Origin of the sequence: Micromonospora polyrhachis, from assembly GCF_014203835.1 — a bacterium.
In the GTDB taxonomy this organism is placed as follows: Bacteria; Actinomycetota; Actinomycetes; order Mycobacteriales; family Micromonosporaceae; genus Micromonospora_H; species Micromonospora_H polyrhachis.
On record NZ_JACHJW010000001.1, the window covers coordinates 1,993,263 to 2,005,896 of the forward strand.

Annotated in this window: 14 protein-coding genes and 1 tRNA gene; 2 read left to right on the plus strand and 13 right to left on the minus strand. The window is 67.1% G+C overall.

What is annotated here, in order from left to right; all coding sequences use genetic code 11:
* Nucleotides 1-7: 7 nt before the first annotated feature.
* The 10 genes from nrfH to FHR38_RS08210 form a co-directional block, all read right to left on the minus strand.
* Nucleotides 8-583, minus strand: a complete 576-nt coding sequence (nrfH, locus tag FHR38_RS08165) for a cytochrome c nitrite reductase small subunit (protein ID WP_312881963.1) — start codon at nt 581-583, stop codon at nt 8-10.
* A gap of 212 nt (nt 584-795) precedes the next feature.
* Nucleotides 796-1,155: a hypothetical protein gene (locus tag FHR38_RS08170; protein WP_184534102.1), complete on the minus strand. Its 360-nt coding sequence runs from the start codon at nt 1,153-1,155 to the stop codon at nt 796-798.
* A gap of 146 nt (nt 1,156-1,301) precedes the next feature.
* A complete protein-coding gene (locus tag FHR38_RS08175; RefSeq protein ID WP_184534103.1) occupies nt 1,302-2,000 on the minus strand; it encodes a response regulator in 699 nt (232 codons plus the stop codon).
* Entirely contained in the window at nt 1,997-3,718 is a 1,722-nt protein-coding gene (locus tag FHR38_RS08180) for a sensor histidine kinase (protein WP_184534104.1), read from the minus strand. Before FHR38_RS08180 ends, FHR38_RS08175 begins: the two co-directional genes overlap by 4 nt.
* Nucleotides 3,719-4,169: 451 nt before the next feature.
* On the minus strand, nt 4,170-4,745 hold the full coding sequence (locus FHR38_RS08185) for a TIGR03086 family metal-binding protein (protein ID WP_184534105.1): 576 nt from the start codon (nt 4,743-4,745) through the stop codon (nt 4,170-4,172).
* Entirely contained in the window at nt 4,732-5,199 is a 468-nt protein-coding gene (locus FHR38_RS08190; protein WP_184534106.1) for an SRPBCC family protein, read from the minus strand. The genes FHR38_RS08185 and FHR38_RS08190 overlap by 14 nt, the downstream gene beginning before the upstream one ends.
* The gene (locus FHR38_RS08195) at nt 5,196-5,543 is read right to left on the minus strand and encodes an ArsR/SmtB family transcription factor (RefSeq protein WP_184534107.1); all 348 of its coding nucleotides are present in this window, start codon (nt 5,541-5,543) and stop codon (nt 5,196-5,198) included. Before FHR38_RS08195 ends, FHR38_RS08190 begins: the two co-directional genes overlap by 4 nt.
* A gap of 493 nt (nt 5,544-6,036) precedes the next feature.
* A complete protein-coding gene (locus FHR38_RS08200) occupies nt 6,037-6,927 on the minus strand; it encodes an aminoglycoside phosphotransferase family protein (RefSeq protein WP_184539393.1) in 891 nt (296 codons plus the stop codon).
* A 78-nt stretch (nt 6,928-7,005) separates the two neighbouring features.
* On the minus strand, nt 7,006-8,118 hold the full coding sequence (locus FHR38_RS08205) for an FUSC family protein (RefSeq protein WP_184534108.1): 1,113 nt from the start codon (nt 8,116-8,118) through the stop codon (nt 7,006-7,008).
* A gap of 342 nt (nt 8,119-8,460) precedes the next feature.
* On the minus strand, nt 8,461-8,895 hold the full coding sequence (locus FHR38_RS08210) for a VOC family protein (protein WP_184534109.1): 435 nt from the start codon (nt 8,893-8,895) through the stop codon (nt 8,461-8,463).
* A gap of 238 nt (nt 8,896-9,133) precedes the next feature.
* Here FHR38_RS08210 and FHR38_RS08215 point away from each other — a divergent pair, with 238 nt between their 5' ends.
* The gene (locus FHR38_RS08215) at nt 9,134-10,300 is read left to right on the plus strand and encodes an epoxide hydrolase family protein (protein ID WP_184534110.1); all 1,167 of its coding nucleotides are present in this window, start codon (nt 9,134-9,136) and stop codon (nt 10,298-10,300) included.
* A gap of 168 nt (nt 10,301-10,468) precedes the next feature.
* On the opposite strand, the gene FHR38_RS08220 is transcribed toward FHR38_RS08215, so the two are convergent.
* The 3 genes from FHR38_RS08220 to FHR38_RS08230 form a co-directional block, all read right to left on the minus strand.
* Nucleotides 10,469-10,541 (minus strand) — tRNA-Ala (locus FHR38_RS08220).
* A gap of 167 nt (nt 10,542-10,708) precedes the next feature.
* Entirely contained in the window at nt 10,709-11,299 is a 591-nt protein-coding gene (locus FHR38_RS08225; RefSeq protein ID WP_184539395.1) for a YqgE/AlgH family protein, read from the minus strand.
* Between the two features lie 11 nt (nt 11,300-11,310).
* On the minus strand, nt 11,311-11,667 hold the full coding sequence (locus FHR38_RS08230; protein ID WP_184534111.1) for a VOC family protein: 357 nt from the start codon (nt 11,665-11,667) through the stop codon (nt 11,311-11,313).
* A gap of 79 nt (nt 11,668-11,746) precedes the next feature.
* Here FHR38_RS08230 and FHR38_RS08235 point away from each other — a divergent pair, with 79 nt between their 5' ends.
* Nucleotides 11,747-12,550 carry an S-methyl-5'-thioadenosine phosphorylase gene (locus FHR38_RS08235; protein ID WP_184534112.1) on the plus strand — a complete coding sequence of 268 codons (804 nt, stop codon included), beginning with the start codon at nt 11,747-11,749 and terminating at the stop codon, nt 12,548-12,550.
* Nucleotides 12,551-12,634: the final 84 nt, after the last annotated feature.

Here is a 12,634-nt window from a genome sequence, read left to right on the forward strand (position 1 = left end):
TCCTCACCTACCTGTGCCCAACCGTGCGATGACATTCGACGCACGATATCTTCTGGTCGTGAGAACGAGTTGCCTGAATGCCGGTGACCACATCCTTGTGACATTTTAGACAAGCGCTCTCCGTCACCTCCAGATTGCGCTTCTTGATCTGGATCTCGTCGGGGAAACGTTGCGTGGTGAAGGCGAGTGAATGGAAGAAACCGTTCTGCGCCTTACTCACGTACTTGGCCACCGTGCCCGGCGGCGTGTGACAGTCGTTACAGGTGGCCACCTTGCCGTGGCTGGACTTCAACCAGCTGTCGTGGTTCTCCTGCATGACATGGCAGTTGGCGCAGGTGGCGGGGTCGTTTCCCAGGTACGACGCGCCATCGGCATAGCCAAACGTGAAGAGGCCGAGACCCAGCACCATGCCTAACAGAACAGCCACTACGGACTGAACCGCACCACCCCGCTTCTTTGGGCCATCGCGAGGGGCATCCTCGCCGGACGGATCCGCAGGCCTGTTCGGCCTGTGGACGATATTGCGTAGTCGTCGGGTCAACAATCGACCCGAGAGCGAGACGGAGGTGTGCTTCGAGATCACAAGACCACCCGACCCTCATCACGACTGCCTCTGGCCGCCGCGTCACATTTCGCGGCGGTGAGCCAGGCATACAGAGTTTCCATCGCGACCATCGTCAGGCCAGGACGGAGAGAATCCCATCTGTCAGGCGGTAGATATCCGATACAGGGTGGGTCTGTGTGACCCGCGTACCGGCCGATAGATCCGTGCGGTGCGGCCTCGCTACGACCGGGTCAGGCGGAGCGCCCGGCACCGATGATCTGGGGTGCCGCTTCGTCGCCGCCCGCCACCAGAATGATCCGGCCCAGGTCCGTGTTTGCCGTGGGCACATGCGGGGCGGTGCTCATGGCCGACGTCACGTCGATGAGCACCGCTTTCGGTGCGAGCCGCTTGCAGTCCAGCTCACACCGGCTTCCCTCGAAGATTATGACGTTGGGCTGGCGAGCCAGGAGGACCTCCACCGCTGGTCCACTCCCGACCGACGCCAGCGCCACCTCGGCGTCGGTCTCGGCCAGCAGTATTCGCGCAATCCCCTCGCCGAGCAGCGGATGCTCGTAGAGGACCGCCACCAGACGCTGTACCCGTTCTGACACGGCTGGTCCTTCCGGTTGGCGTCTCGCTCCAACGAGAGATCACGGTAGCCACCGGCCAACCGGTCGGACCATCCCCGAAGCGACACAGATCCGGGCCAGGAAAGGTCTACCGGCTCTATCAGCGGGTAGATATGTCGGGTGACCCGCTACCTGCGGCGCGGGTTGCCGAGCCCCTGCCGGACGATGTAGGCCGCCGCCTGAATCCGGTTCTCCATCTGCAGCTTCTGCAGCGCATTGTGGATGTGGTTCTTCACCGTACCCTCGGTGATCGACAGCTTGCGTCCGATCTCCTTGTTGGTCAGGCCGTCCGCGACGAGTTGCAGGATCTCCAATTCTCGCCGGCTGACGGCTGGCTCTGGCGCGGCGGGCGAAGGGCGGCGTGAGCGGGGGTTCTCCCGCAGTTCGGCAAGCAGTCGGCTGGCGAGTACGGGCGACACCGGCGTTTCGTTACGCATCACCGAACGCAGCATGTCGTAGAGCTGTTCGGGCCGCAGGTCCTTGAGTAGGTAGCCGTGCACGCCGCCCCGAATCGCCTCGAACAGGTGATCGTCGTCCTCCGAGACGGTCAGCATGATCACCTTGATCGCGGGCAGTTGCTCCCTGATCAGCCTGGCCGCCTGGACGCCGTCCATCACCGGCATCTCGACGTCCATCACCACCAGGTCGGGGGTCAGGGCATGCGCCTTCTCCACGCCCTCCAGGCCGTTCACGGCCTCGCCGACGACCGTCAGGTCGCCCTGCTCGTTGATCAGCGTGGCGATGGCGCGACGGAACAGCGGTTGATCATCGACGAGCAGGATCCGGACCGGTACGGGCACCTCGGGTGCCTCGTTGCCCGCCCTCATGCCTCAACCGCCGACAGGGGAAGGGGCAGTACGCGGTGCGATCTGGGCACGCCGACGATGATGCGGGTGCCCCGGCCGGGCATGGAGTCTATCGTCAACCGACCGTTGACCAGCTCAATCCGCTCACGCATCGAAAGCAGCCCGAATCCTTCCCGCTCAGCCGGCACAGTTCCCGATTCGAAACCGTGCCCGTCGTCCTCCACCACAAACATCGTCAACTCCGGTGTCTCGCTGATTCGAATGACCGCTGACCGCGCCCCGGAGTGCTTCCGGACGTTGGTCAGCGCCTCCTGGATCACCCGGATCACCTGCACCTCGCACTGCGGGGTGAGAACCAGCTCCCCGTCCAGCGCGCTGTCCAGCGTGGTCTCGATGCGGCTCTGCCGCGAGAACTTCTCGGCATAGGCGCGCAGGCTCTCCAGCAGAGCGCGGTCGGTACGGCTCGACTCACGCAGGCCCAGGATCGCCTCACGGACGTCGTAGTACGCCTCATGGCAGATACCGATCAGATCCGTCAGTTCGACCTGGACCTCGGTCGCTTCCGACAGGTCGGGCCGCGAAACCAGCGCGCGCAGCCGTAGCTGGGTCACCCCGAGCACCTGGGCCAGGCTGTCGTGCATTTCGCGAGCGATCCGCTCGCGCTCGGCAAGAATCGCGCCCTGGCGTTCGTTCTCCAGCATCCGAGCATGGTTGAGGGCCACCACGGCCAGTTCGGAGAGGGTGACCAGGAAACGTTCGTCTCGACGGCTGAACTGGTTGTCCGAGCGTCGAGCGACCCAGACCTGCCCCAACAACCCGCCGGGCCCGTGCAGCGGCACCGACACGGTCACCGGGTACCCGGACGGGGTGCGGATCGGGCACGTCATCGAGCGGAGACCACACGCCTGGGCAGCACCCTCGCCCGCGATGCAGGCCAGCCCGTCGGACGCGGCCCCGAAGTTCGCGGTGGTGTCGACCAGCACGAGGCCGGATATGGCCTGGTTGAGGCAGAGCCCCGCCTCGTCCGCATCGAGCAGGTCGCGCGACGAATCGACCACGGAGGCCAAGGTCGCCGTCGGCGAACCCTGACTGGAGATCTGCAGAAGTATCTGGTAGATGGCCTGATCCTCGCGCTTACGTCGCTGAAGATCGGCGATGAGCTGCGCCCGCCGGATCGCGCTGCCCACCTGCTGACCGATGTGCTGGAGCGTGTCGGAGGTCAGCCGGCCGGGTTCGTCGCTGTCGACCAGACGCAGGGACATTACGCCCACGACTGCGGCACCGGCGAGCAGCGGGACATCGACGGTACGCGGCGGTGTCGCCGTCGGGCGGTCAATGCTGTTCGAGGGTGCGTCGGCGGTCGCGACTCGGTGCCACGTGACCGCGTCCTCATTCAGCAGTCGGTCCGCCGGCATCGCGGCGGTCAGGGCCACCTCGGTGGCTCCGGTCGACGACAGGACCCCCTCCAGCGCCGCGTCGATGATCTGATCGACGCCCAACTTTCCACGGACCGCCGTCGATACCGCGTTCACCACCGCAAGCTGGTGGTTTTGCCGGAGTATGAGCCGGTATGCACGGTCGATGAAGAAGAAGATCGCGATACCGAAGACGGCGGCTGCCAAGATGCTCAGCACACCAAGGATCAAATGCCCCCGGTCGGGCCATAGTCGATTGACGACGGGGAGCCGGATCAGCTCCAGCGCAACGATGAAGAGGACCGGCAGGGCGATGCCGATCAACCTAAGCCGTCGAAGCCGGGTCACACCGCGTCTATTCTCGCGCTCGCCAGGCAGACCGGAAGATGACGTACGGAGCAGGAACTCACTGCCCGGTCGCCCCTCGGCTGCAACGCGAACACCGGACCCCTCCCACTCGCCCGCACTCAACGGGCTGGCCCATCCGCTAGAGATGGTACGGGGTGGGGTGCCGCTCTCCGTAGCGAGGCCAGCGACACCGGCGACAGCGGCGTCGGCGTCGGCGTCGGCGTCGGCGGCAACGGCAACGGCAACGGCGCACTGGAACACCAGGCACGTTATCCGAGCAAGATGACGTACCCGGTGTTCCAGTGACGGCTCAGGTTGAGGTCAGCGTCTCAGGTTGAGGTCGGCGGGGATGGCGAAAGCCGGTCAGCGCGGAGCAGTGCGGTGCCTGGCGGCCGATCTCCGGTGGAGCGGGGAAACGGTGATCGGTTCACGCGCGCATCCAGAACGGGTCACGGCCGATGAACCCGAGGAGACGGGTTTGAGTATCGGCGTCGTCGGGGGTGGCTACACGTGGGCCGTACTGGCCTGACATGCGCAGCACCTCTTCGATCGGCTCCAATCCAGCCAGTAGTACCGCACAGAAATCAGCGTCGAGCCGGTCGTCCTGCTCGGTGGCGCGGGCCAGGTCCCACGTGTGCATGAACACGTCGGAGGTGTAGAACCGGTCGATCGCCTGGTCCAGCGGTACCTCGCCGATGTGCGGGTTGACCAGCATCCGGTGCGGGGTCTCCGGATCGTCCAGCAGTGCCTGCACCCCATCGCAGTGTGCCTGCCAGGCGGCGACCGGATCGTCGTCCACACTCGGCCCGCCGGGCAGTTCCACGCCAGCCCCGGCGGCGAGCAGCCCGGGAAGCCATTCGACGAGGTGACGTACCACGTCCCGGGCTGTCCATCCGGCCACCGGCGAGGGAGCGTCCCAGTCTTTGGCGCCATGTACGCGGTCGGTGAACGTGGCCGCGATGCGGCGGTGCCGCTCCGTGGGGCTGAGTTCAGACAGTGCCATTGGTGAGCATCCTTTCCAACTTGGTGTACCCGTCCTCCATGCCGACTTCCATGCCGCTGCGCAGCCAGGCGTCGCGCCCCTCGAAGCTGTCGACGAGCATCTGTGTACGGAGCCGGGTCCGGCCGTTTCCCAGGTCCTCGAAGCAGAGTGTCTCCAGGGCCACCCCGTCCGGGTCGCCCTCGTAGGTGAACGTCTGCACAATGCGATCCGGCCGTATCTCGTGGAAGCTGCCACGGAAGCCGGCCTCCACGTCGTCCCTGATGGAGACGAACCGAAAGCTGCCGCCAGTGCGTGCGTCCCAATGATCGATGCGAGTGCGCATGCTGTTGGGGCCGATCCACTGGGCAAAGAGCTTCGGGTCGGTATGCGCCCGTAGTAGCCGCTCGGGTGTGGCCTGGAAGTCGCGGATGATGCGGATGATGGGAACCTTGGGGTCCGCCTCCACCTCTGTCATGACTGGCGCTCCTCGTCGTCGGTCTCGTGCATCGCGGCCAACACCTGGTCGAGGCGTTGGTAGCGCTCCTCGGCCCGGCTCCGGTACCGCTCGACCCATTCGTCCAGCAGGTCGAACGCTCCGGTCTCCAGATGCACCGGGCGTGGCTGCGGGCCCGGTGGCCGGCTGACCACACCCGCCTCCTCCAGCACCCGCAGGTGCTTGTAGACCGCCTGCAGGCTCATCCGGTACGGCTCGGCGAGCTGGTTGACCGTGGCGTCGGCGGTCGAGAGCCTGGCCACGATGTCACGACGCGTCGGATCGGCGAGGGCAGCGAAGACTCTGGACAGGGTGTCGAGCGGCATCGACGCACCATTTTCAACTAACTGGTTTAAAGGCGAGGTCAGTGTAGCGCACCGGACCGCCAGCCATCCACCGGACTGTCCCCTGACGAACTGCCCACACGGTCGCCCCTTGGCTTTGCCTTGGCCAGCTAGCCTTCTCCATGTCCAAGGGCTGCCGCCCGCCCGAATCGACGGCCGCATTCATCAGGGCCACCGGAATCGGTACGGCCAGGGCTGAGAGGAGCCGACGGTGGCAGCACGACGTGGTCTACTCGAAGCCCTGGTTCTGTATGCACTCGGAGTGGTCGTCGCCGTACTGGGTGCGGGCATATGGACCCTGTTGGACGATGACAGCTTTCGCTGGCGCTTCGGCAGGTCCTCACCAGCATTGGCATCTTCCTGTTCGTCGCCATCCCGCTCATCGCCACCGGCGTGCTGACGATGGGATGTCATGGCTGGCTAATTCGGGATACCCCCGTCAGGTCGCACACCCACAGGCGGTCCGGGCTTCGGGTCAGCCGTCTGCGAGTACGGCATCCAGGGTGCGCCGGGCAATGTCCGCCATCATCGGGTTGGTGTCGACGTAGTACGACAGCGCTCCAATCGCCTGGACGATGGCCCAGCCGCGCCCACGTTGCCACGTGGCGTCGTCCACCCCGAGTTCCCGACGGTAGACCTTGCGGGCAGCGGGGGTCATCAGGTTCCACGCCGGCATGAGGTCCACCGCGGGATCACCGACAGCCACCGCGCCGAGGTCGATGACGGCGGCGAGCCGGCCGTCCCGTACCAGCAGGTTGCCCGGCATGAGGTCGGCATGAATCCACCTGTCGGCGGTGGCGTGTGGTGGCGTGTCGAGACAGTCGGCCCAGATCCGGGCCAGTCGGACCGTGTCGGTGAGGTGGCGACTCTCGGCCAGCGCGGCACGCACGTCCCCGTCCCTGGTGTGCAGCGGACCGCCCCGACTGCGGCCGTTCCACGTCCCTCCGTCGGTGTCCATGCCGTGGAGGGCACGGACGAATCCGGCGAGGTTCTGGGCGAACGCCGCCGAATCGCCCACCTCCGTTCGGTCCGCGCTCTCCCCGGTGATCCACCGGTACGCGCTCCACGGACCCGGGTAACCCTCGCCCGGCTCCCCCAGGGCGAGCGGTTCCGGCACCACGACGGGTACGTGCGCAGCGATCCGGCGCGCGTTCTCCTGCTCTCGTATCAGTGCGTCACGCTGTTCGGGGTCAAGGCTGGGTTGCAGCGGAAAGCGCAGCGCTATCTCGTCGCCGAGGCGGAAGAGGGCGTTGACCGTGCCGTGGGAGGCGACCGGACGCACCGGAAGTGCACGCCACCGGGGAAACTGGTCCGCTACGAGCCCAGCAACGGTGTCAGCCCTGACGTCGACCTGGTCGGCATGCATCCTCACGAGCCGATCCTGCTCCGGAGCGCCGGCCCGCGACAAACGCTTATCGCCGTCTCCTCGTGTCCAAGCGGAGAGTCACGCGCGGGGCAACCCGACGGCCTCGTCGATGGCGTCGAGCACGCCCTTGTTCTCGGCACCCGCGCCGCGTAACAGGTCGATCGCGGTCGCCCGAACCTGGCCGACGATCATGACAACCGGCAGCGGTGGGCTGTCGCCAGACAGCCGGCCGGCGGTACGTACCGCGTCGAGCGCCGACTCGCGGGCCTGATCGGCGTACCGGTCGACGGTCCGGCCATGGTCGGTGATGCTGGCGGCGAGTGCGTGGCCAGCGGCACGTGCAGCATCACCGAGATGCCGCACCGCGGCGATGAGATCCGGCGGCGCCGCCATCGGCAGGCGGGTCAGGGTGACCCCGACACGGGCCAGCATCCGTACGTTCCGTACCGCGTAGTCGACGTGCTGGCTGGACGCCTCGACGGCGCGCACCTGGTCGAGGTGCCGCCGACGGCGCACGTCCAACCGGAGCGATTCCGCCGCAGCCCGCACGGCAGTGCGCAGCCGCTGCACGTCGACGTCCAGCCCGCGCGCCCGTTCTAGGGCTGCGTACGCAGCCGACTCGTCCCGCCGCTGCACCGCTTCGACGATCTGCGCCAGCGCGTCGGCCAGTTCGTCGAAGGCCCGACGGGCCTCGCTGATCAACGGATCGAGTGGCGCGCGTGCAGCCAGGACCTGGCTCAGCACCAGGGCAACGGTGCCGCCGAGCAACGCGTCGACGAAACGGGTGGGTACCAGGGAGTGCGTCGGCGGCGGGATCACGACGAGATAGAGCGCGGAGACCGTGCCCTGGACCATGGTGGTGGAACCGGCCCCCAGCGCCACCCCGAGGCTGATGGTCACCACGATGACGACGAAGATCGCCCAGGCGCTGCGGTGGCCGAGCGCCGGGATGACCAGGTCGGCGACGAGGACCCCGGCGGCCACGCCGACGACAATCTCGGCAGCCCGCCGCAGTCGTTGGCCGCGTGCCTGGTTGAGCACGATCAGGACGGCGGCGGGCGCGAAGAACGGGCGCTGCTGTTTGAACAGGTCGGCGGCGAGGACCCAGGCGAGGGTGGCGGCCAGGGTCACCGCGACGATCTGCAGCCAGTCCTGCCGCAGCCGTTCGACAGCCACCCGGAACCATCTCATCCGGGTACCTCCCCCTCCCGCATCCCTCGCCCCGGCCACACGGCGACAGCAACGGTCCGCCGGACCAGGCGCACCGCGACGGCGGCGGGTCCGCCGGACCAGGCGGTACGTCAACTCCCTCTGCTAGCGATCGTTCTGAACGAATGTCGCGCCAGCGGTCGACGCCACCTGTTACGCCCACGACGGCTCGCAGAAGTGGCGGCGGTGCTGGCGGCACGATGATCTGCCGACCCGACACCACCCGGACCGAGGGTGTGGATGATCGAGGGGCAAGCTGCACAAGTAGCCGGCGGATGGCCGGTGACGATGAATCAGCGCCTAAATCGGCACGTTGGCGGCCATTCAGTCGAGGCAGAACTCGTTGCCCTCGATGTCCTGCATCACGAGGCACGACTCGTTCTCGCCATCGGCAGCCAGCAGTCGCACGCGTACCGCGCCGAGCGCGACCAGCCGTGCGCATTCGGCCTCAAGTACGGCCAGGCGCTCTTCACCCTTGAGCCCGGTGCCGACCCGCACGTCGAGATGCAGCCGATTCTTGACGACCTTACCTTCGGGTACACGCTGGAAGTACAGTCGCGGGCCCACGCCTGAGGGATCCATGCATACGAACCCCGAATCGCGCTGCTCAGGCGGTAGCGTGCGGTTGTAGTCGTCCCAGGTAGCAAACCCCTCCGGGGGCGGCGGCACGACGTACCCCAACACCTCGCACCAGAACCGAGCGACGCGCTCCGGCTTCGCGCAGTCGAAGGTGACTTGGATCTGCTTGACCGATGACACCGGTCCACCATACGGGCGGGGTCATCGTCGTCTCCACGGGCCCGCTCCTGGCTAGGCGGTGGCGCATCCGGCCGACTCTTGATCTACCCGCACGCGACCCACGATTGAACACTTCTCAGACAGCCTCGTGGTCGGTAGCATCCAAGTCACTTCCCTTGCAGCCATCGGGCGAGCCGACATGGCGAGCTGACCTGGGGAACGTGAATCCCATCCGTCCCAGGTCACGGAGGCGCTCTTCATGTTGTCCCTGCCACAAGCTGTGCCATTCACCATCGACGTCCCCGACGACCTGCTGGCGGACCTGGACGAACGGTTGGCGCGCACCCGCTTTCCCCGCACCACTGCGAGCGGGTGGCGTGCCGGCACGGACCCGGACTACCTACGCGAGCTAGTGACCTACTGGCGCAGCGACTTCGACTGGCGTGCCCGGGAACGCGAACTCAACGCAGTGCCGCACTACACCGCCACCCTGGACGACCGATGCGTGCACTTCGTGCACATACGCGCCGCAACCTCCAGCCGCACCCCCTCCCCGCTGCCGCTGGTGCTCACCCACGGCTGGCCCAGCAGCTTCGTGGAGATGCTGCCGCTAGCGGCGCGGCTGGCCAATCCCACCGCCTACGGCGGCGAGGAGGGCGACGCCTTCGACGTCGTCGTGCCGTCCCTGCCCGGCTTCGGGTTCTCGGACCTGCCGATCCACGGCCTGGTGACCCCTCCCGTAGTTGCTGACCTATGGGCCCGGCTGATGACTGATGTCCTGGGCTACTCCAGTTTTGGCGCGTACGGCGGCGACATCGGCTCCCATGTCACCGGCTTCCTCGGTGCCCGACACGCACAGCGGGTGATCGGAATCCACACCCACCATCCGAACCTGCACCCCGTGCTCGACGGCGCCCACCCATTGTCCGCAGCCGAGCAGGCCTACCTGAAAGTACGATCGAACGAGCGCGACGGCAGCGATGATGGCTACGCCGCCATCCAGAGCACCCGACCGGACACCCTCGCTGCGGCCCTGCTCGACTCCCCCGCCGGCCTAGCCGCCTGGATCGTGGAGAAGTATCGGGCCTGGAGCGACTGCGACGGCGACACGGAATCTCGGTTCAGCAAGGACCTTCTGCTCACCATCATCACTCTGTACTGGGTGACCGGGACGATCGGCTCATCCTTCAGGCCCTACTACGACGACTCCCGAACTCCGCCCCTCAGGAATGTTGACGTGCCAGCAGGAGTCCGGCTCACGATGGAGGACCGAGACTACCCCCGCGAGTACGCCGAGCGCGTTTATCGTGACCTGCGCCAATGGCGCGGCCCGACCCGCGGAGGCCACTTCCTACCCTTGGAGGAACCCGACGTGCTCGCCAACGACCTGCGAGACTTCTTCCGACCGCTGCGCGGCGGGGCTTAGCCGCCCTTCCGGTTGTCGACCCGCCAGCCCGAGGCAGGGCGCCTTGCGCAGGCTCACTCGAAGTGATGGAGCCATACCTGCGTGCGCCACCATTGTCGTCATTGCCACCTATAAACGTCGATACCCTGGTCAGTCCGTTCGGATTCTGACCAGGGTATCGACCAAGGGTGGAGCCGAGGGGACTCGAACCCCTGACCCCCACACTGCCAGTGTGGTGCGCTACCAGCTGCGCCACGGCCCCCTGCTGGTTACCTCGACATCAGCGGCGGTTGCCTCTAACCTCTCGGTGTCGTCCTGATCTCTCAGGCCCGCGCAGAATATTACACATGCTCGGCGGCCTCGTCATCTTCGAGGGGTCCCCCACCGATTTGCCGCCCGGTTCGCCCCGTTTCGTGGCATTTAGCCGGGTCAGTTCAGCGCCACATCCGCCGGGAAGTGCGCGACGGCGGACATGATCCCGCCCTGCCGGCGCAGCACCATCGGCCACAGGTCGTCCGGCCGTTCCACGAACGCGTCCCCGGGCAGCGCGTCCAGCACGAACCACGACCCTCCGGAGATCTCCGCCTCCAACTGACCCGGAGACCAGCCGGCGTAGCCAGCGAAAACCCTGATCCCGCTGACACCCTCCCGGAGCCGGTCCGGGTCGGCGGAGAGGTCGACCGTACCGATCGAGCCGGAGATCGGATGGAAGCCCTTCAACCGACGCACGGGAGTACGCATCCGGGCCAGGCAGATCGCCGACTCGGGCTGGACCGGCCCGCCCTCGAAGAGCACCGCCGGGTCGCGGGCCAACGCACCCCATTCCCCGAGTACGTCGGAGACCGCCACCTCCGTCGCCCGGTTGAGTACGACGCCCAACGCCCCGCCTGCCTCGTGCGCGACGAGCAGCACCACGGTGCGGTCGAAGTTGGGATCCTTGAGCGCGGGCGTAGCCACCAGCAGCCGCCCGGTCATCGACTCCATGGACCGTCCCCCGATCGCCTGCCCCTCCCCATGCATGCTGGACACCGCTATCCGTGCTCCGAGACGCAGAACTCGTTGCCCTCGGGATCGGCGAGCACCGTCCAGGTCAGCCCCGATGTGCTCGGGTCTCGCAGGACGGTCGCCCCGAGGCCGACGAGCCGGGCGACTTCGACCGTAGGGTCGTCGGCCAACCAGTCGACGTGCACCCGGTTCTTGCCGACCCGGGGCTCGGCGACCCGTTGGAGACCGATCTTCACCCGGTCGTCGTCGGCGGGTGGACCAAGGATCACGAACTCGTTTTCGTGCTGCCATCTCAGCTCGTAGCCGGCCGCCTCGGCCCAGAACTTCGCCAACTGTCCGGGATCGACGCAGTCGATGGTCACCATGCGCGCTGTCAACGCCATGCATCGCACCCTACTTGTCCGACTGGCGGTGGTTAAGGTCTGGAGGCGGCCAGACGGATCGTGTACGAAGGGGAGGCCCATGGGTCCTGTAGCAGAAATCGCCGTCATCGGAGGCTCCGGGCTCTACGCCCTACTGGACAAGGCGGTTGAACACACCGTCGAAACACCGTACGGCGCACCGTCCGACCCGATCACGATCGCCGAGCTCGGCGGCCGTACGGTGGCGTTCCTGCCCCGGCACGGTCGGGATCACCGCCACCCACCGCACCTGATCCCGTACCGGGCGAACCTGTGGGCGCTGCGCTCCATCGGCGTACGGCAGATTCTCGCCCCGTGTGCGGTCGGTGGCCTGCGCCCGGAGTTCGGCCCGGGTGCGTTCGTGGTGCCCGACCAGCTCATCGACCGGACCTCGGGCCGGGTGCAGACCTACTACGACCAGGGCGCGGTGCACGTCTCCTTCGCCGACCCGTACTGCCCGACCGGCCGGAGCACGCTGCTGGCGGCGGCCGGCCAACGGGGCATCGAGGCCACCGACGGCGGGACAGTGGTGGTGGTCGAGGGTCCACGCTTCTCGACCCGGGCCGAGTCCCGCTGGTACACGGCGATCGGCGGCACGGTGGTGAACATGACCGGGCATCCGGAAGCGGTGCTGGCCCGTGAGTTGGCCCTCTGCTACAGCTCGATCGCCCTGGTCACCGACCTGGACGCCGGGGTGGAGGGGGAGCACGGGGTCACCCAGGAGGAGGTGTTCCGGGTCTTCGGGGAGAACAGTGTCCGGCTGCGGGAACTGCTGCTCGACGCGATCACCGCACTGCCACTCACCCGCGATTGCCCGTGCGGCCACGCGCTGGACGGCATCACACTTCCGTTCAAGCTGCCCTGATCGTTCAAGCTGCCCTGATCGTTCAAGCTGCCCCGATCGTTCAAGCCGCCCGGATCGTTCGAGCTGCCCTGAGCGGACTGCCCC